This is a genomic window from Roseovarius sp. JB2-10, from assembly GCF_055693585.1.
Genome location: NZ_CM146337.1, coordinates 1,980,018 through 2,001,521, shown reverse-complemented (window position 1 = coordinate 2,001,521; position 21,504 = coordinate 1,980,018). Strand labels below are relative to the sequence as shown.

Genomic DNA, 21,504 nt, shown 5'->3' with positions numbered 1-21,504 from the left:
CGTTTTTTGACGGACTACGACTTGGCGTCGTCCATATGCATCAGCATGTCTTCGGTTTCACGCACGTCGTTGAGGCGCTCGAGCCAGTAGCCGTTTTTCATGGCCAGCCAGCAGCGCATCATCTCGGCCAGGCCTTGCAACATCAGCAGGAAACCGGCGACGGGGATCAGTGTTTTGAAGAAATAAATCTGGATACGCGCCGGGCTATTCCAGCTGACTTCCTTGTAGCGCCAGCTGTCTGAGGCGATTTCCCAGCCGTACCAGAACAGCGCCAGCATCCCGGGGAAGAAGAAGAGGATATAGAGGACGAAGTCGACCCGAGCCTGCCAGCGCACCGGAAAGAGGCGGTAGAGCACGTCGCCGCGCACATGGGCGTCCTGTGCCAAAGCATAAGGCCCGGCCATCAGGAACAGCGCGCCATACATCTGCACCATCATGTCGAAGGCCCAGACCGTCGGAGCGTTCAGCACATAGCGCACAAAAACTTCGTAGCTTACGGACAGCGTCAAGATCAGAATGCACCATCCAAAGGCGCGTCCGACCCATAGGCTAAGCCCTTCAATTGTATGGATGAATTTGACCACCCAGGCCCCTCCCTTAGAACGCGCATCGCTCAGAGATACGCAGATGACAGGGGCCACGCAGGCGGCCCCCCATCAGGTTCGTCATTTCAAACGAAGTTAGCCAAAGTAGTGATTATAAGCGAGCTTATAATCTGGCTGGTTCAGGTTGAGATAGTTCATCACGTTCTTGGCATATGCCTTCTGGCTATCGACAACCTTGGCAAAGAACTCGTCTTCGCCGGAAATCCGGTCAACCACGATGTCCCAGGCCTTCAGCTGTTCCGCCATCACGCTATCCGGTGTACGGTAGACATTCACGCCCTGCTCGTCGCGCAGGGTTGTCAGGTCATCCGCATAACGCTTGGTGTTGTGCCAGTAGAAGTTCGAGTTTTCAGCTTCCGATGCGTATTTCAGGATGGCCTGAAGCTCGGGCGCCAATGCGTCATACTTCTCTTTGTTGAACGTGCACTCGAAGAATTCCTGGCTCTGGTGGAACGAGGCCAGGTGATAATGCTTCGACACGTCCTGCATCCCGAAGTCACGGTCAGAGGTCGGGTTGTTGAACTCGGCCGCGTCGATCAGACCTGATTTCATCGCAGGCTGAATTTCACCACCGGGCAGCTGTACAACCGACATGCCCATTTCCAGAAGAACGTCCGCCGCCAGGCCAACAGTCCGGTACTTAAGGCCCGACATCTGGCTTGCGTCTTTGATTTCTTCTTTGAACCATCCCATCGGCTGCGCCGGCATGGGTGAGTTGAAGAAGGATACAACGTTCAGGCCCAACGAGCCCATCAGCTCATCAAACAGTTCCTGACCGCCACCGTAGTGGATCCAACCCAGCACTTCCTGGCTCGACCAGCCAAAGCATGGGCCCGTGCCAAAGAGCGAGGCCGCTTTGGATTTCGAATACCAGTAGGCAGGCACGTAATGTGCTGCATCCAGAACGCCGCGGTGAACCGCGTCTTGCATCTGGCTGGTTTTCACAACCGAGTTCACCGGCAGCAGGTCAATTGTCAGGGCGCCGCCGGACATCTCATTGACGCGGTTTACATAGGATTGCGCGTTTTCCAAAAAGATGCCGCCGCCCCAGGCCGCTTGCATCTTGAGTGTGACGCCCTCGCTTGCTGCGATGGCTGGCGTGGCCAGTGCACCTGCTCCCGCAAGTGCTGTTCCACGCAGAAATTTTCTGCGATTCAAAGATTTAGACATAGTACCTCCCAGTCTTATTTTTCGCGACTTTTCATGCTTTGGCCGCTTGCAAAACAAACGGCCATTGTTTTGTTTTAGGTTCGGGCTCCCCAAAAACAAATCGCACTTATCGCATTGCTTCGGCGCATGCACCGACCCGTTGCGATGCATTATGCGTCAAAAAACCCGCATGTACAGGCAAAAGTGGACAAGGAAAGTGACCAATTCGGCCGTTGGATCAAGGGGCGGAGGAATTTAGATTCCGCGTAAGTAACACTAAAACTCACGCGTCAACCAACTCTGCGTATGGGCAATGGCACTCTGACAGGCTTGTTGCAGCTCACGACATTTTGACAGGTTGCACGCAATGGCAGTCGACAATGTACAACCAGTCCCGCGTTTCGTTTTATTGAGGCGGGGAGAATCAAATTCGTGGGTTTGATCCTTTAGGTAAAGCCGGTCTGAACACGTGTCTTGTGATCCGTGACCCCCTTTGATCAGAACGGATTTGGCCCCGGACGCCAGCAACATCCTTGCCTGATGGGCTTGGTCATCAGGGGCTTCTGTCCAGCCCGTGCCGGTCATGGCGGATGCTTCATCAAGGTTTGGTGTGAGCACAGACACCAGCGGCAAAAGACGTGCCAGATCTGTCTTTGTCTGCAATGTCCCACCGGAGGACGTGTTCAAAACCGGGTCCAGAACAATGGGAATATCGACATCCGCAAGCGCGAGCGCCACGGCATTGGCCGCTGCCTGCGATCCCAACATCCCAATCTTCACCGCAGTTGGGGTGTGGCTTGTCATAGCGGCTTCAATCTGCGCCGCGACGACATTGGCCGGCACTGGAAAGACCTGCCGTAGCGCCGTATTTGTTTGAACCGTAACGGCTGTGACAACCGGCAGGACATTGCAGCCCAATGCCGCGGCTGTGGCCGTATCGCGGGTCAGCCCCGCGCCGCCACTGCTGTCACTTCCGGCAATGACCATCAAACGGGTCATGTGGGATCGCCCGCCGCATAGATGGCCAGGTTTTGATGCCCCCTCGCCGCAAGGTCCGTGGCGGCACGCCACGCGCGCAACCCGCTGGCACAGCAGATCACCGTTCTGCGCTCCGACGGCTCCATCTCCAACACCGCGGGCAAAGCGATGCGTTCCGCGCGTTCATGTGCTGCTTGCGGCGCTTCGGACCGGTCGCGCACTTCAATGATACGGTCTGAGGCTGACAGGTCTGCGCATGCCAGAAACGGGATAGGGTCGTCAGGTTCAGGCGCATCCCCGAATTGAAATCCACCAAAACCAAACGACGCCAAATCGATACTGATCAGGCGACCCATCGGCGACGGGGTGTGCCCTAGCAGAATTTGTAAGGCGAGCTGCGCCTGCAGTGCCCCAACAAGACCAACCACCGGGCCCAGGACTCCCGCAGATGCGCATGTGCGCCCATCATCCGGTGGGTCGGGAAATACAGCCCGTAACGACGGCTCGTCACAGCAAAAGCACCCCACATAACCCGACTGGCCCATCACACTGGCCGAAACCAAGGGAACGCGTAGGTCCCGGCAAATGTCTGATAGGGTGTAGGACACGGCGAAACTGTCAGCGGCATCCAAAACGACATCAGCCTTTCGGATCACCTCCGGCGCATTGCACGGATCAAGCCGTTCGACGCGTGCGTTCAGCGTGATCTCTGGATTGGCGGCGCGTATTTGGTCACACGCCGCTACGGCTTTTGGTCTGCCCAGATCTGCCATGGTGAATATCGGTTGGCGGTGCAAATTACTTTCCTCCACCCGGTCCGGGTCAAACAGAGTGATCTCGCCAACACCTGCACCCCCCAGGTATTGCAGGATCGGACACCCCAACCCACCCGCGCCAACCACCAGAACATGCGCATCCCGCAACCGGCTTTGACCGATCTGACCCACACCGGGCAGGATCATTTGACGGGCATAGCGGTTCATGACTTGCACGCTGCGAGCCACGCGCGGGTCTGCGCTTCGGGGTCTTGGGCGGCCTGGATATCTGTGACGACCGCCGCGCTGTCCGCACCTGCGCCAAACACATCCTGGGCCAGTCCTGGGGTCAAACCGCCAATGGCCACCAGCGGTGTTTTCCCAACCACGGTTTTCCAGTGCCGCAGCTTGTCCAAACCCTGTGGCGCCCATTTCATTTTCTTGAGTTTCGTAGGGTAGACCGGACCAAGCGCCACATAATCCGGATCCTGCGCCAAAGCACGATCCAGCTCGGCCTCATCATGCGTCGACAGCCCAAACCTAATACCATCCCGGCGCAAAGCAGCAAAATCGGCCCTGTCCATGTCTTCCTGACCCAAATGCACAAAGGAGCAGCGCAGGTCTAACGCTAACTCCCAATAGTCGTTAACAACCAACTGAGCACCATGAACTGCGCAGAAATCCCGCGCGCGCATAATCTGACGCCTGATTTCGGCCTCGGGTTCCTCTTTGATACGCAATTGAACCAGTTTCACACCTTGCGGCACCAAACGTTCCAACCGGTTCACATGGCCCACGATCAGATAAAACCGCTCCATCACATCAACTCCGCCAAACCAAGAAGGGGTGTTGATGGCACCGCCATATCACGGGGCTCAATCGGATCGGCGGCATGGGCCATGCGACCTGCGGTAACGGCGCCGGCCATGGCCTGCGCCATAGCGACCGGATCACCCGCCTTGGCCACGGCCGTATTCAGCAAGACCGCATCAATGCCCAGTTCCATCGCCTGTGCTGCATCCGAGGGTCGTCCGATGCCCGCGTCGACGATCAGGGGCACATCCGGGAAATGCGACCGCATCGCGCGCAGCGCATCGGGGTTTCGCAGCCCCTGTCCCGATCCGATGGGTGCCCCCCAAGGCATCAGGAGGTCACACCCCGCCGCGATCAAACGTTCGCCCACCACAAGATCATCAGTGGTGTAAGGAAAAACCTTAAACCCATCCGCACAGAGTTCTTCCGCCGCCGCCACCAGCCCAAACACATCCGGCTGCAACGTGTCTGAATGGCCGATGACCTCCAGTTTGATCCAATCCGTTTCAAAAACGTCCCGCGCCATGTGTGCCGTTGTTACGGCCTCTTGCGCTGAATGGCATCCGGCGGTGTTGGGCAGAATGTGACATCCGCTTTCGCGCAGGATGTTCCAAAATCCATCACCCGACCCGTCCGCTGTCTCGCGTCGTAGAGACACAGTAATGATCTGCGTCCCGCTGGCGGCGATCGCCTCGGCCAAAATCGCAGGGCTGGGATATTGTGCTGTGCCCAGCAAGAGACGTGAGGTCAATTCAAAACCATATACCTGCATCGCTCACCCTCCTTGCATCGGGGACAAAACCTCGAGGCGGTCTCCCGGTTGCAGGCACGTCTGGGAACGCGCTTCGCGTGCAACGAAAGCCCCGTTGAGTGCCGTGGCAATCGCGCGGCCAGTGAAACCCAGTTCGATCAGCGCCGCCTCCAGACTTGTGGCATCAATCTCACGCGGTTCGGCATTGACGATGATGTTCATGCGCATTCTCCTTGGTCAGATGGTCCGCCACCCGCGCCGCCATGGCAGGTGCCAGCAAAAATCCATGCCTGTAAAACCCGTTGAGGTGCAACTGTCCCTCATGTTCCATCACGCGCGGCAGATTGTCCGGGAAGGCCGGGCGCAGCCCTGCACCAGTCTCGACAACGGACGCTTCGGCAAATCCGGGGTGGATCACGAAAGCAGCGCTGAGCAACTCTGTCAGGGATCGCACCGTCGCGGGACGCGACGAATTGCTTTCGATCATTGTCGCCCCAATCATGTAGAGGCCATCGCCGCGCGGCACGAGGTAGAGCGGAAAACGCGGGTGCAGAAGCCGCAGCGTGCGCGTGATGTTGACATCCGGCGCGTGCAGCAGGGCCATTTCACCCCGAACCGCCCGTAAATCCGGCAGGTTTGCGGCCATGCCGGTGCAGGTGAGATCAACCCGTGAGGGCGCGCGCGTGTCATAGATAATCTGCACGCCGCTTTGGAATGCTTTTTGCGCCAGATCCCGCAGCGCCGCGCGGGGATCAAGGTGCGCTTCATCGGGAAAAAACAAGCCCTGCTGAAACCGCCCGGCAAGCGCGGGCTCAAGCGCGCCCAATGCCGCGCTGCACATCCGCTGATGTCGATCCGTGCGCCGTGCGAAACGGTTAATCTCTGCACGGTCGCGATGGGGTGCAATCACCAAAGTTCCGCGCCGCGTCACCTGCGTCACATCATGCCACCAGTCCACGGCAGCCGCCCCCAGGGTGACAACCTCCTGTTCCGCGCTTTCCGCTTCACACCAAGGGGCAAGCATGCCGCCTGCGTACCGAGAACACGCGGCCACGCCGGGGCCCGGCCCGGCTTCATACACCGTTACGTCCGTGCCGCGTTTGGCCAGCTCCAAAGCGGTGGCGAGGCCGGCAACACCGGCCCCCGCAATGGTGATCATTCGCCGTCTTCCGCGGCAGGCACATAAAGCTCACCACCTTCCCGGAACTTGGCGGCCATGGCTTCCATGCCCTCTTTCTGGGCCTCAGCGCGAATATCATGACTGATCCGCATCGAGCAGAACTTTGGCCCGCACATGGAACAGAAATGCGCCACCTTATGCGCCTCTTTCGGGAGGGTCTGATCGTGAAAATCACGCGCTGTGTCCGGATCAAGGGAGAGATTGAACTGGTCTTCCCACCGGAATTCAAACCGCGCCCGGCTGAGCGCATCATCGCGCCGCTGTGCGCCCGGCAGACCCTTGGCCAGATCCGCTGCATGGGCCGCGATCTTGTAGGTGATGACGCCGGTTTTGACATCATCGCGATCCGGCAGGCCCAAGTGTTCCTTGGGAGTCACGTAACACAGCATCGCGCAGCCGAACCAACCGATCATGGCCGCGCCGATGCCGCTGGTGATGTGATCGTATCCTGGCGCGATATCGGTCGTCAGCGGCCCAAGCGTATAAAACGGTGCCTCGTGGCAGCATTCCAACTGCTTGTCCATGTTCTCCTTGATCTTGTGCATGGCGACATGGCCCGGCCCTTCGATCATGACCTGACAATCCTTGGCCCAGGCGATTTTGGTCAATTCACCCAGTGTTTCCAATTCGGCAAACTGTGCTGCGTCATTGGCATCCGCGATGGATCCCGGGCGCAAGCCATCTCCCAGACTGAATGACACATCATACGCACGGCAAATGTCGCAGATTTCGTCGAAATGCTCGTAGAGGAAACTTTCGCGATGATGATGCAGGCACCATTTAGCCATGATCGACCCACCACGAGAGACGATGCCGGTCACCCGATTGACCGTCATCGGCACCATATGCAGGCGCACGCCCGCGTGGATGGTGAAGTAATCCACGCCTTGTTCGGCCTGTTCAATCAGCGTGTCGCGAAACACTTCCCAGGTCAGGTCTTCAGCAATGCCGTTCACCTTCTCCAGCGCCTGATAAATCGGCACTGTTCCAATAGGCACAGGGCTGTTGCGGATAATCCATTCGCGCGTGTTGTGGATGTTGCGCCCCGTGGACAAGTCCATCACTGTATCCGCGCCCCAGCGAATGGCCCAGACCAGCTTGTCCACCTCTTCTTCCATCGATGAAGTCACAGCAGATGTGCCCATGTTGGCGTTGATTTTGACCAGAAAATTCCGGCCAATAATCATCGGTTCAGACTCGGGATGGTTGATGTTGGCTGGTATTATGGCGCGGCCTGCGGCCACCTCATCGCGGACAAATTCCGGCGTGACGTAATCGGGAATATTGGCGCCGAAATCATTTCCATCGCGCGCGACCGCTTCGTTTTCGCGCAGCTGGTTTTCGCGGATCGCAATAAATTCCATCTCAGGTGTTACAATGCCAGCCCGGGCATAGGCCAACTGGGTGACGGCCTGGCCTTCCTTGGCCCGCAGCGGCGTTGGTTTAACTGGAAATTCGGGCGTCAGGCGCGCACCATCGACAAACCCGTTATCCGCCGCTTGGATTTTGCGGCCTTCATATTCCTCAACATCACCGCGCGCTTGGATCCAGGCACTGCGCAGCCCAGGCAACCCCTGTTTTATATCGGTCAAGACCGTCGGGTCCGTGTAGGGCCCCGAACTGTCATACACAGGCAAGGGCGCCTCGCCCGCCGTGGGGTGCACGGATATTTCACGCATCGGGACACGGATATCGGGGTGACGTGTGCCGTTGACATAGATCTTGCGCGACGCGGGCAATGCATCTGTTGTGATTTTGGGATTTGGGACGTTCATGTGGTGCTCCTCAAGCATAAAACTCAAAAAGACACAGACGAAATTTGGCTTGGAAACGAAGGGACGGGCCCTCCTCACGGTCTCAATCTCTTGGATCAGACATTGCGACCTAAGCTTCCTACGCCAGTATCAACTGGGTCAGGTTCAAAGGGTCGCGTCACCGTGCGCATGCACCGTCAGCCTCTCAGTTCCCTAGGCGGAACCCCCTGCGTATGCTTGGCGTACTCCAGCGTTGTCCTAAGGTCAAGGCGGGGCTCGGAGTGTATTGTGCGGTTCTATGCCACACCGCGCCTGACGCAGAATCGCGCCCGAGTGATGGCTGATTTTCGATCAATAAGCGCTGCTTTTGAAAGTGGTGCCCCCAGAGAGACTTGAACTCCCGACCTACTGATTACAAATCAGTTGCTCTACCAGCTGAGCTATAGGGGCACGCGCGCTTGGATACGCAGGAATAATCTCCAATTCAAGCGGAATTAAGCCCGGAATCTGTGCAAATTTGCGAAATTTGTCTGGTCGGGCTGTTCTTGCCACACCCTTGCGTCTGTCAGTGAACCGTTAACCGGTTTTACTGCGGGCAAAACACCGTATATTGCACCAGAATATGAAACAGAACCGGGGCCGGGATGCAGGTCGTTCTACACGCTGGCGCGCATGCAACTGACGAAGACAGGCTCATCTCTGGTCTGATCAAGAACCGTGAACTTTTGAATACGCAGGGCGTCGAAGTTCCCAACCCCGGCAGTTACCGCAAAATGATCCGCGTTTTGCTGCGCAAGGCCGACAAGATTTCTGTCACCGAAGACGCTCGTGACGTGGTTATGAATGCGATTGCTGCCGACCAAGACCCTGACCGTCTTGTCCTTTCCGGTCCCAGTTTTTTCGGCCCCCCGAAAATGGCAGCCAATGGCGGCACGCTTTATGCATCTGCCGAGGCGCGGATCGGTTACTTTCGCCAGATCTTCGTTCATGATGAGCTTGAGCTGATGTTTTCGATCCGCAATCTGGCTTCCTTTCTGCCGGCCGTGCTTCAGGCCACCAGTTTTGCGACAATGGATGAGTTTTTGCAGGGAAAAGATCCGACAGAAATCCGGTGGTCGGATATGATTGCCAGGTTACGCGCGGCTTACCCCAGCCTGCCCATCACCATCTGGTGCAACGAAGACACGCCATTGATCTGGGCGCAGGTTTTGCGGGAATTGGCCGGGCTGGACCATGTAACGCCGCTTGAAGGTGAATTTGCCCTGCTGGAAGAGATCATGACAGCGCCCGGGCTGGAACGGTTCTATGCCTATATCGCGTCACGCCCCAATATGACCGAAATCCAAAAACGGCGTGTCATTGCGGCCTTTTTGGACAAGTTCGCGGATGATGACGCCATTGAGGAAGAACTGGATGTGCCGGGCTGGACAGAAGGTTTGATCGATCAGATGACCGAGCTTTATGACGAAGACCTCTTTGCCATTCAGCGTATTCCCGGTGTCACTATGATTTCGCCCTGAAGCACGCGTTCGGCGTTACATTCCCAGCGCTTCTTTATACATCTCCAACACTGCCTCTTCTTCGGCAATGTCGTCCTTGTCGCGCTTGCGCAGCGCCACGACCTTGCGCAAAACCTTCGTGTCATATCCGCGCGCCTTTGCCTCGGCCATCACTTCTTTCTGTTGTTCGGCCAAATCCTTCTTTTCCGCTTCCAGCCGCTCGAAACGCTCCACAAACTGGCGTAATTCGTCTGCTGTCACGCGGTAACTGGTGTCTGATACTGTCTCGTCCATGGCCGGAACCCCCTTGGTTGGAAATCACTGACTACCGCCCCTGCCCGCGCCCTGCAAGACGCATCTTCACGGCCCGCATCTTGCAGTTTTCTGTCGCATCCAGTACGCGATCTTTACGCGTCGGTCATCCACAGAGGAATTTGAAAAATGGAAGCACTTGTTTGGATTGGTGCTGTGGTTTCTCTCCTCGGTTTGGCCGGGTTGGTGTGGTGCATCGCTACCGTCTGGAAAGCCCGCAAAGCAGGCTTGGACGACGAAGCCCTGCGCGCCGAATTGCAACGGGTAGTTCCGATGAATACCGGCGCTCTCTTTTTGTCGATGACGGGTCTGATGTTGGTCGTGGTCGGAATTTTGCTGTCCTAGGACACGTTTGCCTCGGGGCGCATGAAAAAACCTTCGCCGTTTTTGACCATATCCTCGATCATTGGGTGTGGTCGCCAATGAGGCGCCGATATCTGCTCACAGGTTTTCATCGCCGTCAGAACGGCAAAGAGACCCCTCATATCCGCCTGAAAAAGCGGCCCGCCCCGGCCCCAGTCAAAACCCAGCGCATGCACGGCAACCACGTCGATATCTGACGCGCGTTGAACCACGCTTGCGGCGGTCAGCCGGGCAGCCTCGTTGATCAACGCGCTTTCCAACGCGGCCCGCGGTTCGGGCCCCGGCGCCTCTGATCGTGCCACGGCCGCTTCCCGAAGATCAGGATCGGGATGCACACCCTGCGCATCGTAAAAATAGTACCCCCGCCCCGAAGACTGCCCGGTTGCGCCGTCGGCAATTCGTTTGTTCAGGGCAATGCTGGCCGGTGTTTCCTGTCCCGCGGCGCGGGCACGCAGGCGGTCGGCCACCTGGGGCAACCCTTCGCGATCCATCATGCGAAAGGGTCCCGCTGCAAAACCGAGCGCGCGCGCGGCCGCGTCGACCCGGTAGACGCCAACACCGCTTTCCGCCAACGCCAGAGCGGCAGAAAAGAAGGTTGATGTCAGGTTGCCGCCCACCAATCCGTCCACACAATCGCAACGCACGACCGTGCGGCCCATTCGACCAAAAAATTGCGCCAGACTTACGACAGCGTCTGCCGACGCCTCCACCGGCACACACATTTCAACCAGTTTCGTACTCAGCACCGGACGGTACACTCTGATATCGAGGGCCTGATGGTTGATCTCATTGGGTGCCGTCACTGGCATCGGTCCACCGTCCGAGGCGCACACCCAAATCGTGTCGGGCGCGACGCGAGAATGATGTGCACGCATATCAATTTGCCCGATATCCAGCACCATGTCCGCCTGCTCAATCAGGTCACCTGGCCAGCCGGTTGCGACGCGCGCCATCAAGCCATCTCGTGTCGCCGCGGGTAGCACGTTGCGCGCGACGGCGCCTTCGTAAACGCCAGCGATCTGATCGCGGAGTTTGATCGTTTCTGCTTCGTCATCCGCCGTCAATGATACGCGAAACCCGCCATCCAGACATGCGATTGCCAATTCGGCCACCAACGCGCCGTGGCCGGGAATCAGGACGCTTTTGACAATTCTCCCGCGGCCCTGCGCCCGTTCCGGCATGATCAGGGTTCGGCGCTCCGCCATGTGAAAATGGCGCTTTGCGCGCGAATCCGCGGCGGTGCGGCGGTCTTCGAATGTTGTTTGTTCCAGATCCAATCCGCGCCGATAAGGCAAGAGCTGTGCGGCCTCAACGCAGTGGACGATCTCAAGCTCCGCCGGTGCAAGATCGCGCCGTTTTCCCAACAAGGATGCGACGATCTGCTGGTATGCATGTGGGTCGGAAAGACCTGCAGTGTGGTCCTGCGCGCGCATCCATTGACCGTCCCGGGCCATGTCCTGCGCAATCTGACGGGCCGCAGCAAGAGGATCATCCGGCACGACCTTATCAATCAGATTTTGCATCATGGGATCGCTGACATCTACGACTTGCCCGGACATCAACAAATCTAGTGCAACTTGAACACCCGCCAGTCGCGGCAAGCGCTGCGTGGCCCCGCCTGAAGGCACGAGCCCAAGTTCGACTTCGGGCATGGCGACCTGTGTACCACGTTTCGCAACCCGTTTATGCGCCGCAAGCGCCAGTTCGAAACCGGCCCCTGCTGCAGCGCCATGCAATGCAGCCACGACCGGTTTCGCCGACATTTCGATCTGCAAGCAAAGATCACTGATCGTTGGCTTGGCGAGGGGCGTGTCATATTCCATGACATCCACACCAGAGGAAAATTCATTCCCGGCACCGCAAAGTACAATCGCATCGACCTGATCGTCGGACAATGCCGCATCGAGTTCTGTCTGTAATTCAGCGCGCAGAGAGGCAGAAAGGATGTTGGCGACGGGCCGGTTCAACGTCAAAATCGCAACATTTTCCTGTCGCTCGCGACGCAGCTCGGCCATCCCTGTCCCCTTTTGGCAGTCGTTGTTTCCCCACGGGATCAATTACTACGAAGATTTGGGTTTCACGCAAGCGCTGGACGACCGGTTGAGGCGTTAAACGGGCATATTGTCGAATTGCGCTTCGATCGCCTCAGTCTGCAGTTCTTCGTTCAGGCGATGGGTGTCGGGGATAACTTTGAGGCCGTTTTGTTCGAATTCATGGATCAAATGATCCAATTGCGGTTGTAAACGGAAACGCGCGCTTGGGCTCTCCTGCTTGATTTTCTGAAGGAGCAGATCCAGACGCATATTGAGGTCAGTCATGAGTATTCTCCCAGGCAATAATACAATCTTAGCGGTATTTTATTGAATTTGCCAGTCATCAAACCAGCACTGATACATCCTGTTTTATGTGGTCTATGTTCCTTTTTGCACAGAAACCAAACAAACATATGTCGATTTGCAATGATGGTTAAATTCTACCCAGACGGGAACTGGATGATCGATGGCCGCGCAGGGTTCGCTATTGGGGGGGCAAAGAAACATGCAGCGATTTTGGACTGTTACTCAACGGAGCAATCGCCCAAGCACTTTGGCGCATTTGACGTGTCAATCACGTGCATCACATTCGTCACGTGCTGCTCATGACCGTCTAGATTGGATGGCAGTGTGCAAAACCTGAGCGATCTCAGGCATCTTCACGTTGGCTTTGGTCAGAAGAATCTGACGCCGACGTTGCCAACAACAAATCTGCTGCGCTGAGCGTTTCCGGAACCTCGTTGCCCGCGGCAGGCGGAGCGCTTGCAGCATCCTCATCCAAGGACGCAAGCTCGTTGGAGACAGTTTCGTCGGGTACTGAATAGACCACACCATCAACAACATCATCAAAATCTTGGGTGGGTGTTTCGGGTTGAACTCCAATAGCGCGAGGAGCGGCATTGGCTCCAGCAGCCTCCTCTTTATGGACGCCTCTGTCAGGGGAAGACAACGGGATAAACCGCAGTGCGCGCATGCCGTTCATCTGGCCCAAACGCACCTTTGAGATGACCTGGCCACCCGGCCCGAGAACCAACGCCTTGGACAGGCATTCCGGGTCCAGCGGTATGTGCATTCCGGGCTCCAGCGCGCACACTTTTTTCAATGGCATTTTGATCCGCGGCAGAACCGCATCCAATACCGCCTGCGCAGCAAGTGCGCTGTTTTCAAGGCTATTGATACCTTTGGCATCCATTCCATCGGTATCTTTGGCATGAACGGTTTCCGCCCGTTTGGGCAAAAGCAATGTCAAAACACCGTTTTTTGCCCCTTCTTCAATATCCAAAGACAAACGAAAAAGATCGAATTCAGGCGCGTCCAGATTGAGTGACAATGTACGCGCGTCGTCGATCATGTCACCGAAACGATAACTCTGGTTCACGTAATTTGGATCGGCTTCACCCAGTTGCGTATCGTAGCGCCGCAAAATTGCATCTAGAAGTGGCGCCACGATTGCGGCATCCGTGCGCGTCACCGGGCGGCCCTCAGCCGCCGCGGAGCGCACTTTTCCGGTTGTCTGCACTTCGATAAGGGCGGCCAGAAACTGCTGATCTACTTTGGCGGCCCCGCGTGCACCGGCCAATCCGTCGAGTAACAACAATAGCCCGTCATTGCCCGCTTCCGACTGAATTCTGGCGTGCGGTATCACCAGCTGTTCCACCGTGGTGACCGTGAGCGCCATGCCAAACATTTTATCCGCGGTTTTTGCCAGAGATAAACGCAATGCCTTAGCCGGCGACATGACCCGCGCGTCAAATTCATTGCGTGCGTCAATCGCCTTACGATGAATGACTGATGTTTTTGCGTCTGTGCTCATCCGTTCCGCCGCTGCACGAGAAAGAGGCCGTGAAACCGCAAGGTACAAGACAGATGGTTACGAATATCTTTAATTTGCAGATTTATTGCGCGGCTACCCGCTGCGCGACGGGCAAACTCACGCGGAAGGCCGCACCCCCTGCCCCGGCAGATACGTGATCGCACCACCCAATCGCGCCGTGATTTCGCGGCAAATCGCAAGGCCCAAACCAGCGCCGCCCGCCTTTGTATCGCCAATGCGTGAAAACTTCTCGAAGATCACATTCTGTTTTTCGGTTGGAATGCCTGCGCCATTATCGATGAAATCGACCAGTAACATGTCGCCGGACATGCGCGTCTCAATGGTCAACACCGGATCAGATGCGTCACAATATTTGCTGGCATTGGCGATCAGGTTGATGAAAACTTGGGCCAACCGGTCCAGATCGGTTGAAAGTTGAATATTCTCATTCTCTCGCTTTCGTTCGATCTTCAGGCCATCCGGCGTGCTGATCGCCACGGCTTGTGCGCGGTCCAAAAGATCCACCAACAGCCCGGTTTGCGTGTTCAGGTTCACCTGCCCGTTTTCCAGAACACTTAGATCCAGCAGATCGTCCAGAAGACGGGTCAGACGGATCGCCTCATCATGAATAACAGACGCGTATTTTCCCGCCTCCTTGGCCTTCAGCCCCTGTGAGTCGCGCAGGATTTCCGAAAAGGCACGGATCGACGTCATCGGTGTGCGCAATTCGTGGCTGACCTGGCTCAAAAACGCATCTTTTTGCAGCGACAATTGGGTCAGTTTCTCATTTGCTTCACGCAATTGTCGCGCCGTTCGCGTCAGTTCGGCCGATTTCGCCTCCAGCTTGCTCGAATACTCCATGATCTGCGCCGTTTCATCGGCAACGGCCATCAGGTCTTCGACGGAGACAGATGCGCCGCCCACGATCTGCCCCACCATGGCGTGGGCAGCCGCCCCGCCCACAGACCCTGAAAGCTCGCGTTCCAATTCCTGCAGGAAATCAGGCGACGGTTCCGGCAGATACCCAACGATCCCTTGCCGACCAGCAGCGCGCGCAAAGAAAGACTGAGCTTGCGATGCCCCCATGATCCGCTGCGCCATGACGAGCAAGTCTTCGGTTTGGGCCAGCCCCCCGTCCATCCACCGGGCGTGGGGGAGTGATCATACACATTGACGAATTGCGCCGCCTGAAGGCGTTCGATCGGCTTGGGAAAGCTGAGCAGGGACACGATCACAAAGCTGCCGGTGTTCAACAACATCGACCACATCACCGCATGCACCAGAGGGTCCATGCCTTCGGCGCCAAATAGGGCTTGGGGTCGTAACCAGCTCAGCCCCCAGAGGCCCTCATTCATCACCGCATCTGACAACACGGTCGACGCGCCAAAGCTGGGCAGAAAGAGGCAATAAAGCCAGACCAGAGATCCCGTGACCAATCCGGTCATCGCCCCGGCCCGCGTGGCGCCCCGCCAGAACAACCCCCCCAGAAGCGCGGGCAGAAACTGAGCCACGCCGGCGAACGAAACCAAGCCAATTTTGGCCAGCGCCGTGCCGCCACCGGATATCTGGTAATAAAAATACCCCAACAGAACGATGCCCGCGATGGAAAGGCGCCGTGCCAGCAATGCCACCTGACGCACATCGCCGGATATCACCGCGCTGCCACCGGTCATGTTCAGCCAGATGGGCATCACGATATGGTTGGAGACCATTGTACTGAGCGCGATGGCCGCGACGATCACCATGGAGGTCGCCGATGAAAACCCACCCAGGAACGACAGAATGGCCAGCCCATCCTGTCCCTGCGCGAGGGGCAGGCTGAGGACAAAGAGATCAGGGTTGGTGCCATCAGGCAGCAGATCTAGACCAACGGCGGCAATGGGCAGCACAAAGAGGCTCATCAACATCAGATAGGCCGGAAACGCCCAGGCGGCGGTGCGGATGTGGTCTTCATCCTCGTTCTCGACAACCATTACCTGAAACATCCGGGGCAGGCACAAGAAGGCCGCTGCCGACAAGGCCGTCAAACCGATCCAGCGACTGCCTGATACCTCCCATTGCGCGATTTCGGACGCATCAATCCGCGCCAAAGTTTCGGCGATACCGCCTGACAGGCCCCACACCACAAAAACGCCGACCGCCAGCAGAGCAAACAGTTTTACGACGGCCTCGAGAGCAATCGCCATGACAACACCGTGGTGCCGTTCATTCGCGTCGAGATTTCGCGTGCCGAAAAGGATTGTGAAGAGCGCCAGGCCCAAAGCCAGCCAGAAGGCCGTGGCCTGACGGTTCAACGCCGGTCCGCCGCTTGGATCCGTCTCGGCAAAAGCCGCAAACGACAAGGTAACCGATTGCAATTGTAGCGCGATATAAGGCGTGGTTCCGACAACGGCCATCAGTGTCACGAAGATGGCCAGCGAATTGGATTTGCCATACCGCGAGCTGATCAGGTCAGCGATCGAGGTGATCCGCTGGCTGCGCCCCACGCGCACCATTTTGCGCAGCGCCCACCACCAGCCGATCATCACGAGCGTAGGACCCAGATAAATCGTCACGAATTCCAGACCGGACCGCGCAGCAAATCCCACCGCGCCATAAAACGTCCAGGCTGTGCAGTAGATAGAAAGTGAAAGCGTGTAGATCAGTGGCGAGCGCAGCCATTTACCCTGTCCGCGCAGTGCTGCCCGATCTGCCGCAAACGCCACAACAAAGAGCAGCGCCACATAGACCAGGCAAACCAGGACGAGGATGTTGAGCGTCGCCATCTATGTCGCCTCATCCGCCTCTTTGGCGTCCGCGTCGTCATCCATGTTCACCGCGCTGAGGTAACGGGACAAAAAGGCAGCGGCAATGACCAAGGCCACCCAAATGGTGAAGAAATAGATCATGGTGTAGGTGGTGGAGGCCGGGACCTCCCGCGGCCCGGTCCACAATAGTGGCAGGCACACCAACGCCACGCCAAGAATGGGCAAAAGCCGGGCCGCATCGACAAGCCTGCGCCGACGATAGGCGTGACGTTCGACAAATACAGGGCCCGGCTCTTGGCTCATGATGGCACCAGACGGCGTACCGTTTCCAGAATTTCCGCGTTGGAAAACGGTTTGGTCATGTAGTGGCTGGCCCCGGCCCGTTCTGCCATTTCGCGGTCCTTGGTCTGACCGCGCGCGGTCAGCATCAACACCGGCATATCTGCCAATGTCGCATCGGCACGAATTTCAGTCAGGATATCAAAACCGCTTTTGCCCGGTAGCATGACATCCAGAATGATCACATCCGGCATCCGCGTACGCACGGCATCCACAGCATCCAGACCATTCGCATGCGTTCTGACCTCCCAGCCATCGCGCGATAAAATGAACCGGATCGCTTCGATGATGTTCGGCTCGTCTTCAATCAGTAAAACTCGTTTGCCCATTCAACCGGCCTCCCTCTCCGATCAAACAGCGGCTCCCCCGCTGGCGTAACTATCTGCATTGTTGGGGGCGCTGTCAAAACACTCCGGATATCAGCGACGGCTCACGTCGAGCGTCACATTCGGCCAAAGGGCAAATACGGCAGCTGACCCCGACATCGCGCGGCATTTCGGGCGGCGCTACAGGCGCGGGCAAGACCAACATATGTGCACGCTGCAACCCGGGCTGTGCAAAACTTGCCGGGCGAACCTCCTGCGATGCTGCGAAGACGATCACAGCCTGTGCATCCCGACCAACCTGCCTGAGACTGGCACGCACCGGCGCCTGTGGTTGCGCCAAAACCTGATAAAGCGGCCAGAGCGTACAGGCCCCTGTAACCGGCGGCATGGAAAATTCCGGCAAAGGTTTTCGCAGGATCAAGGCACCCGATCCGTCGCACATGGCCAGACCAACCGGGCCCACCTCGCTTTCTGGCAAAAAGGCCAACCGGCGAAAGAGCCGCGGCATGTCTACGCCAAGCGCCGCTGAAAGTTCTGCCGGATCCAATCCCAACCTGCCAGTGGCGCGCAAGATCTGCTCCAGTGGCAATTGCCGCGCATCCTCGAGGTATTGCACCAACACGTCGCGGGCCAGGTGGCGCGCGGCGTCGGACTGCAACGTGTCTGCCGCGTTCACAACAGTCTCAACCATCGAAGCTGACGTTTCACCTTCAAGAGCGGGGAAATGGTATCCTTTGTCGGCCAGAAACACATGCAGTTCATCTTGCGGTGATTTGATTTCGGCGTCCGTATCTGGTGCAGCCTCGAGATACCGCACCAGATCTTCTGCGCCTTCCGCCAGACGCTTGCTGTCTTCGTTAATGTTGCGATGAAACCGCCCCTGCCATTCAGGTTCCAACGCCTCGGTTTCGACCAGAATGGATGATGTAGACCGGATCGCCGTCACGGTTGAAATTACGTCATGCAAGGAGGCCGCCAGATGTGGGTCATGCGCAAGCCGGTCCGTCAGAGTGCGGACACTTTGTTCCAGCGTAGCCGTTTCCTGATGCAGCTCGACCAGCAAATGTGCCCAGGCTGGAAAGCGACCTGCGAATTCTTCTGCACGGGTTGGCGCCGCTCCTTTCTGACCGGATCGACCGGCGGCAGCCTCGTTCAGACTGGCGATCAAAGCTGCTTCGGCCCCGTCTGACAAAAGCGATGGCTCGACGTCCAGCACCTCAGCCAAACGATTCAGGATCTTGCCGCCGATTCTGCGACGGTTATGTTCAATCAGGTTGAGGTATGATGGTGAAATTCCAGCACGCATTGCCAAATCCGATTGCCGGATTCCCTGCTGAACCCGCCTTTCGCGAATGCGCGTGCCAATGATCGAGCTTTCCGACATCGAAAATTTTCCAGCAATTTACGCCACTTCCCCCAGTGTTAATAAATTTTTTTACAAAATACCACGTCCGTTTGTTCATTTATTTACAAAAAAATTGTTTTACCAAAAGCATTTGTTGCGAAATTTTCTTACTCCGGGCGATAATTGATTTGCACAACTGTGCCATTTGGGGAGGCGCAGAGGAGCCCCTCCCCAGAAAATCTTTAAGGGAGGATATCAATGTCCAAATCGAACCTGACGCGCCGTGGGCTGCTGAGAAACAGCGCCGTTGCGGGCGCCGGTCTTGCACTGCCGACAATCTTCACAGCGTCATCGGCTGCAGCCTATACAAACGAACCAACTGGTGGCTCTGTCACTCTGGGCTTCAACGTGCCGCAGACCGGACCATATGCGGACGAAGGCAGCGACGAACTGCTGGCGCAGCAGCTGGCGGTTGAACACCTGAACGGCGAAGGCGATGGCGGCTGCCTGAACACCTTCACGTCGAAGGCGCTCAAAGGCAACGGCATCCTGGGCAAGAAAGTCGAATTTGTCACCGGCGACACGCAGACGAAATCGGATGCGGCCCGTGCTTCGGCCAAGTCGATGATCGAAAAAGACGGTGCGATCATGATCAACGGCGGTTCGTCTTCGGGCGTGGCCGTGGCTGTTCAGGGTCTCTGCCAAGAGGCTGGCGTCATCTTCATGGCGGGTCTGACCCACGCCAATGACACCACCGGTAAAGACCGTAAAGCGAACGGCTTCCGCCACTTCTTCAACGCCTACATGTCGGGTGCCGCTCTGGCGCCGGTGCTGGCAAATGAAATGGGCAAGGATCGCCGCGCGTATCACCTGACAGCCGACTACAACTGGGGCTGGACACAGGAAGAATCGATCGTTGCCTCCACCGAGGCTCTGGGCTGGGAAACCGTGAACACGGTCAAAACTCCGCTCGCATCGACCGACTTCTCGTCCTACATCACGCCGGTTCTGAACTCCGGTGCTGACGTGTTGGTTCTGAACCACTACGGCGGCAACATGGTGAACTCGCTGTCGAACGCCATTCAGTTCGATCTGCTGGCTAAGCAGGTCAACGGCAAAGACTTCAAGATCGTCGTGCCGCTCTACTCCGAGCTGATGGCCGCTGGTGCGGGCGAAAACATCAAGGGCGTGTTGGGTTCCATGAACTACAACTGGCAGCTTGAAAACGAAGGCTCCAAAGCGTTCGTGAAATCGTTCGGTGAAAAGTACGGCAAGCCACCATCCAACTCGGCGCAGACATGCTACGCGCAGGTCCTGCTTTACGCGGATGCCTGTGAGCGTGCTGGCACGTTCAACCCATGTGGTGTTGTTGAAGCGCTCGAAGGCTTCGAGTTCGACGGTCTGGGCAACGGCAAGACGCTCTACCGTGCCGAAGATCACCAATGCTTCAAAGATGTGCTTGTTGTGCGCGGTGCGCAGAACCCGACATCTGCCTACGACACGCTGGAGATCGTCGAAATCACGCCGGTTGAGCAGGTCACCTATGCTCCGAACCACCCAATGTTTGGTGGCGACGAAGCAACTCTGGGGTCATGCAACGCAGGCGCCTAAGCTCTCTGTTCCTCGGCCGCGTGTTCTGCACGCGGCCGGGTAGTAACGCCTTTTTCCGGTACAATCGCTACATTTCTTAACCCACGGGTGGGAACGATGGACGCAATCATTCTACAAACACTCAACGGTCTCGACAAAGGCTCGGCATATGCGCTGATCGCCCTTGGTCTGACCTTGATTTTCGGCACACTTGGCGTTGTGAACTTCGCCCACGGTGCCCTCTTCATGATCGGCGCATTCTGCGCGGTGTTCCTGCAGCGGCTTCTCAGCCTCAGCACGGTCACAATCGATGAGACGCAAAAGGACTTCCTCGGCAACCCGCTGAAGGTTGAAACGCCTTATGTCCATAGCTGGTTCGGACCGGAAACGGGCAACGCGATCATAGACTGGTCTGTCCCACTCGCGATTTTCTTCGCCATCCCCGTGATGATTGCCGTCGGCTTCATCATGGAACGCGGGCTGATCAAGCATTTTTACAAGCGCCCTCATGCGGACCAGATCCTGGTGACGTTCGGCCTCGCCATCGTGCTGCAGGAGATCGTCAAGTATTTCTACGGGGCCAACCCTATCCCGACACCTGCGCCCGATGCGCTCTCCGGGGCTGTGGATCTGGGCGTCTTGTTCGGGTTTGACCCGAACATCATCATCTATCCCTACTGGCGGATGATCTACTTCTTCTTTGCGATGCTGATCGTGGGCGCGGTGTTTGCGTTCCTTCAGTTCACGACCTTTGGCATGGTTGTACGTGCCGGCATGGCAGACCGCGAAACCGTGGGTCTGCTCGGTATCAACATCGACAAACGCTTCACCATCATGTTCGGCATCGCGGCGGCGGTCGCGGGGCTTGCCGGGGTGATGTACACGCCGATCAACCCACCAAACTACCATATGGGCATGGACTTCCTGGTCCTGAGCTTCGTGGTGGTGGTTGTCGGCGGCATGGGCTCACTGCCAGGCGCGGTTGCGGCGGGGTTCCTTCTGGGGATCCTCGAAAGCTTCGCCTCGACCACCTGGGCCACGACAACGATCCCCGGGATCAACCAGATCATCATCTACCTCGTCGCCATTGTCATCCTGCTCACGCGTCCACGCGGCCTGATGGGCAAAAAAGGCGTGATGGAGGAATAAACC

General features: G+C 57.4%; 20 protein-coding genes, 1 tRNA gene, 1 pseudogene and 1 riboswitch. Of the genes and pseudogenes, 4 read left to right on the top strand and 18 right to left on the bottom strand.

Translation table 11 applies throughout. The features are described from left to right. Positions 1–14 precede the first annotated feature (14 nt). The 10 genes from ACZ1HJ_RS10015 to ACZ1HJ_RS09970 all read right to left on the bottom strand — a co-directional run bounded on the left by ACZ1HJ_RS10015 (position 15) and on the right by ACZ1HJ_RS09970 (position 8,435). Entirely contained in the window at positions 15–584 is a 570-nt protein-coding gene (locus tag ACZ1HJ_RS10015; protein ID WP_472718529.1) for a TRAP transporter small permease subunit, read from the bottom strand. Between the two features lie 96 nt (positions 585–680). Continuing rightward, on the bottom strand, positions 681–1,775 hold the full coding sequence (locus tag ACZ1HJ_RS10010) for a TRAP transporter substrate-binding protein (RefSeq protein WP_472718528.1): 1,095 nt from the start codon (positions 1,773–1,775) through the stop codon (positions 681–683). Between the two features lie 255 nt (positions 1,776–2,030). Continuing rightward, positions 2,031–2,753, bottom strand: coding sequence for a bifunctional hydroxymethylpyrimidine kinase/phosphomethylpyrimidine kinase (thiD, locus tag ACZ1HJ_RS10005; RefSeq protein ID WP_472718527.1), 723 nt, complete (start codon positions 2,751–2,753; stop codon positions 2,031–2,033). Further along, positions 2,750–3,715, bottom strand: coding sequence for a ThiF family adenylyltransferase (locus tag ACZ1HJ_RS10000; RefSeq protein ID WP_472718526.1), 966 nt, complete (start codon positions 3,713–3,715; stop codon positions 2,750–2,752). The genes thiD and ACZ1HJ_RS10000 overlap by 4 nt, the downstream gene beginning before the upstream one ends. After that, a complete protein-coding gene (locus tag ACZ1HJ_RS09995) occupies positions 3,712–4,305 on the bottom strand; it encodes a thiamine phosphate synthase (RefSeq protein WP_472718525.1) in 594 nt (197 codons plus the stop codon). The genes ACZ1HJ_RS10000 and ACZ1HJ_RS09995 overlap by 4 nt, the downstream gene beginning before the upstream one ends. After that, positions 4,305–5,072, bottom strand: a complete 768-nt coding sequence (locus ACZ1HJ_RS09990) for a thiazole synthase (RefSeq protein ID WP_472718524.1) — start codon at positions 5,070–5,072, stop codon at positions 4,305–4,307. Before ACZ1HJ_RS09990 ends, ACZ1HJ_RS09995 begins: the two co-directional genes overlap by 1 nt. Before the next feature lie 3 nt (positions 5,073–5,075). Beyond that, positions 5,076–5,273 carry a sulfur carrier protein ThiS gene (gene thiS / locus ACZ1HJ_RS09985; protein ID WP_472718523.1) on the bottom strand — a complete coding sequence of 66 codons (198 nt, stop codon included), beginning with the start codon at positions 5,271–5,273 and terminating at the stop codon, positions 5,076–5,078. Then, positions 5,242–6,210, bottom strand: coding sequence for an FAD-dependent oxidoreductase (locus ACZ1HJ_RS09980; protein WP_472718522.1), 969 nt, complete (start codon positions 6,208–6,210; stop codon positions 5,242–5,244). Before ACZ1HJ_RS09980 ends, thiS begins: the two co-directional genes overlap by 32 nt. Then, entirely contained in the window at positions 6,207–8,006 is a 1,800-nt protein-coding gene (thiC, locus tag ACZ1HJ_RS09975; protein WP_472718521.1) for a phosphomethylpyrimidine synthase ThiC, read from the bottom strand. The genes ACZ1HJ_RS09980 and thiC overlap by 4 nt, the downstream gene beginning before the upstream one ends. 98 nt (positions 8,007–8,104) lie before the next feature. Further along, positions 8,105–8,224: riboswitch (TPP riboswitch) on the bottom strand. 135 nt (positions 8,225–8,359) lie between these two features. Next, positions 8,360–8,435 (bottom strand) — tRNA-Thr (locus tag ACZ1HJ_RS09970). A gap of 194 nt (positions 8,436–8,629) precedes the next feature. Here ACZ1HJ_RS09970 and ACZ1HJ_RS09965 point away from each other — a divergent pair. Next, on the top strand, positions 8,630–9,505 hold the full coding sequence (locus ACZ1HJ_RS09965; protein ID WP_472718520.1) for a hypothetical protein: 876 nt from the start codon (positions 8,630–8,632) through the stop codon (positions 9,503–9,505). Between the two features lie 15 nt (positions 9,506–9,520). Here ACZ1HJ_RS09965 and ACZ1HJ_RS09960 read toward each other — a convergent pair whose 3' ends face one another. Further along, positions 9,521–9,778 (bottom strand): DUF2312 domain-containing protein, encoded by a 258-nt coding sequence (locus tag ACZ1HJ_RS09960; protein ID WP_472718519.1) that lies wholly within the window; start codon positions 9,776–9,778, stop codon positions 9,521–9,523. Between the two features lie 147 nt (positions 9,779–9,925). Here ACZ1HJ_RS09960 and ACZ1HJ_RS09955 point away from each other — a divergent pair, with 147 nt between their 5' ends. Further along, positions 9,926–10,141, top strand: a complete 216-nt coding sequence (locus ACZ1HJ_RS09955; protein ID WP_472718518.1) for a hypothetical protein — start codon at positions 9,926–9,928, stop codon at positions 10,139–10,141. Here the strand turns inward: ACZ1HJ_RS09955 and ACZ1HJ_RS09950 are convergent. From ACZ1HJ_RS09950 to ACZ1HJ_RS09920, 7 genes and pseudogenes are all read right to left on the bottom strand, one after another. Next, on the bottom strand, positions 10,138–12,174 hold the full coding sequence (locus ACZ1HJ_RS09950; protein WP_472722131.1) for an enoyl-CoA hydratase-related protein: 2,037 nt from the start codon (positions 12,172–12,174) through the stop codon (positions 10,138–10,140). The two genes, ACZ1HJ_RS09955 and ACZ1HJ_RS09950, sit on opposite strands and share 4 nt — an antisense overlap. A gap of 93 nt (positions 12,175–12,267) precedes the next feature. Further along, on the bottom strand, positions 12,268–12,477 hold the full coding sequence (locus ACZ1HJ_RS09945) for a hypothetical protein (protein WP_472722130.1): 210 nt from the start codon (positions 12,475–12,477) through the stop codon (positions 12,268–12,270). 364 nt (positions 12,478–12,841) lie between these two features. Beyond that, on the bottom strand, positions 12,842–14,005 hold the full coding sequence (locus ACZ1HJ_RS09940; RefSeq protein ID WP_472722129.1) for a FliM/FliN family flagellar motor switch protein: 1,164 nt from the start codon (positions 14,003–14,005) through the stop codon (positions 12,842–12,844). Between the two features lie 82 nt (positions 14,006–14,087). Then, a pseudogene (locus ACZ1HJ_RS09935) lies at positions 14,088–16,770 on the bottom strand (ATP-binding protein). Further along, positions 16,771–17,055 (bottom strand): hypothetical protein, encoded by a 285-nt coding sequence (locus ACZ1HJ_RS09930; RefSeq protein ID WP_472722128.1) that lies wholly within the window; start codon positions 17,053–17,055, stop codon positions 16,771–16,773. Then, positions 17,052–17,420, bottom strand: coding sequence for a response regulator transcription factor (locus ACZ1HJ_RS09925; RefSeq protein ID WP_472722127.1), 369 nt, complete (start codon positions 17,418–17,420; stop codon positions 17,052–17,054). Before ACZ1HJ_RS09925 ends, ACZ1HJ_RS09930 begins: the two co-directional genes overlap by 4 nt. A 73-nt stretch (positions 17,421–17,493) precedes the next feature. Further along, positions 17,494–18,801, bottom strand: coding sequence for a helix-turn-helix domain-containing protein (locus ACZ1HJ_RS09920; protein ID WP_472722126.1), 1,308 nt, complete (start codon positions 18,799–18,801; stop codon positions 17,494–17,496). Between the two features lie 219 nt (positions 18,802–19,020). On the opposite strand from ACZ1HJ_RS09920, the gene ACZ1HJ_RS09915 reads away from it, so the two are divergent. Together ACZ1HJ_RS09915 and ACZ1HJ_RS09910 are read left to right on the top strand one after the other, a co-directional pair. Then, entirely contained in the window at positions 19,021–20,373 is a 1,353-nt protein-coding gene (locus ACZ1HJ_RS09915) for a substrate-binding protein (RefSeq protein ID WP_472722125.1), read from the top strand. 96 nt (positions 20,374–20,469) lie between these two features. Then, positions 20,470–21,501 (top strand): branched-chain amino acid ABC transporter permease, encoded by a 1,032-nt coding sequence (locus tag ACZ1HJ_RS09910; RefSeq protein ID WP_472722124.1) that lies wholly within the window; start codon positions 20,470–20,472, stop codon positions 21,499–21,501. Positions 21,502–21,504: the final 3 nt, after the last annotated feature.

Bases quoted from the DNA above. Each gene is read 5' to 3' on its own strand.
- ACZ1HJ_RS10010 (WP_472718528.1), bottom strand. From the start codon at position 1,775: ATGTCTAAATCTTTGAATCGCAGAAAATTTCTGCGTGGAACAGCACTT.
- thiD (WP_472718527.1), bottom strand. From the start codon at position 2,753: ATGACCCGTTTGATGGTCATTGCCGGAAGTGACAGCAGTGGCGGCGCG.
- ACZ1HJ_RS10000 (WP_472718526.1), bottom strand. From the start codon at position 3,715: ATGAACCGCTATGCCCGTCAAATGATCCTGCCCGGTGTGGGTCAGATC.
- ACZ1HJ_RS09995 (WP_472718525.1), bottom strand. From the start codon at position 4,305: ATGGAGCGGTTTTATCTGATCGTGGGCCATGTGAACCGGTTGGAACGT.
- ACZ1HJ_RS09990 (WP_472718524.1), bottom strand. From the start codon at position 5,072: ATGCAGGTATATGGTTTTGAATTGACCTCACGTCTCTTGCTGGGCACA.
- thiS (WP_472718523.1), bottom strand. From the start codon at position 5,273: ATGAACATCATCGTCAATGCCGAACCGCGTGAGATTGATGCCACAAGT.
- ACZ1HJ_RS09980 (WP_472718522.1), bottom strand. From the start codon at position 6,210: ATGATCACCATTGCGGGGGCCGGTGTTGCCGGCCTCGCCACCGCTTTG.
- thiC (WP_472718521.1), bottom strand. From the start codon at position 8,006: ATGAACGTCCCAAATCCCAAAATCACAACAGATGCATTGCCCGCGTCG.
- ACZ1HJ_RS09965 (WP_472718520.1), top strand. From the start codon at position 8,630: ATGCAGGTCGTTCTACACGCTGGCGCGCATGCAACTGACGAAGACAGG.
- ACZ1HJ_RS09960 (WP_472718519.1), bottom strand. From the start codon at position 9,778: ATGGACGAGACAGTATCAGACACCAGTTACCGCGTGACAGCAGACGAA.
- ACZ1HJ_RS09955 (WP_472718518.1), top strand. From the start codon at position 9,926: ATGGAAGCACTTGTTTGGATTGGTGCTGTGGTTTCTCTCCTCGGTTTG.
- ACZ1HJ_RS09950 (WP_472722131.1), bottom strand. From the start codon at position 12,174: ATGGCCGAGCTGCGTCGCGAGCGACAGGAAAATGTTGCGATTTTGACG.
- ACZ1HJ_RS09945 (WP_472722130.1), bottom strand. From the start codon at position 12,477: ATGACTGACCTCAATATGCGTCTGGATCTGCTCCTTCAGAAAATCAAG.
- ACZ1HJ_RS09940 (WP_472722129.1), bottom strand. From the start codon at position 14,005: ATGAGCACAGACGCAAAAACATCAGTCATTCATCGTAAGGCGATTGAC.
- ACZ1HJ_RS09930 (WP_472722128.1), bottom strand. From the start codon at position 17,055: ATGAGCCAAGAGCCGGGCCCTGTATTTGTCGAACGTCACGCCTATCGT.
- ACZ1HJ_RS09925 (WP_472722127.1), bottom strand. From the start codon at position 17,420: ATGGGCAAACGAGTTTTACTGATTGAAGACGAGCCGAACATCATCGAA.
- ACZ1HJ_RS09920 (WP_472722126.1), bottom strand. From the start codon at position 18,801: ATGTCGGAAAGCTCGATCATTGGCACGCGCATTCGCGAAAGGCGGGTT.
- ACZ1HJ_RS09915 (WP_472722125.1), top strand. From the start codon at position 19,021: ATGTCCAAATCGAACCTGACGCGCCGTGGGCTGCTGAGAAACAGCGCC.
- ACZ1HJ_RS09910 (WP_472722124.1), top strand. From the start codon at position 20,470: ATGGACGCAATCATTCTACAAACACTCAACGGTCTCGACAAAGGCTCG.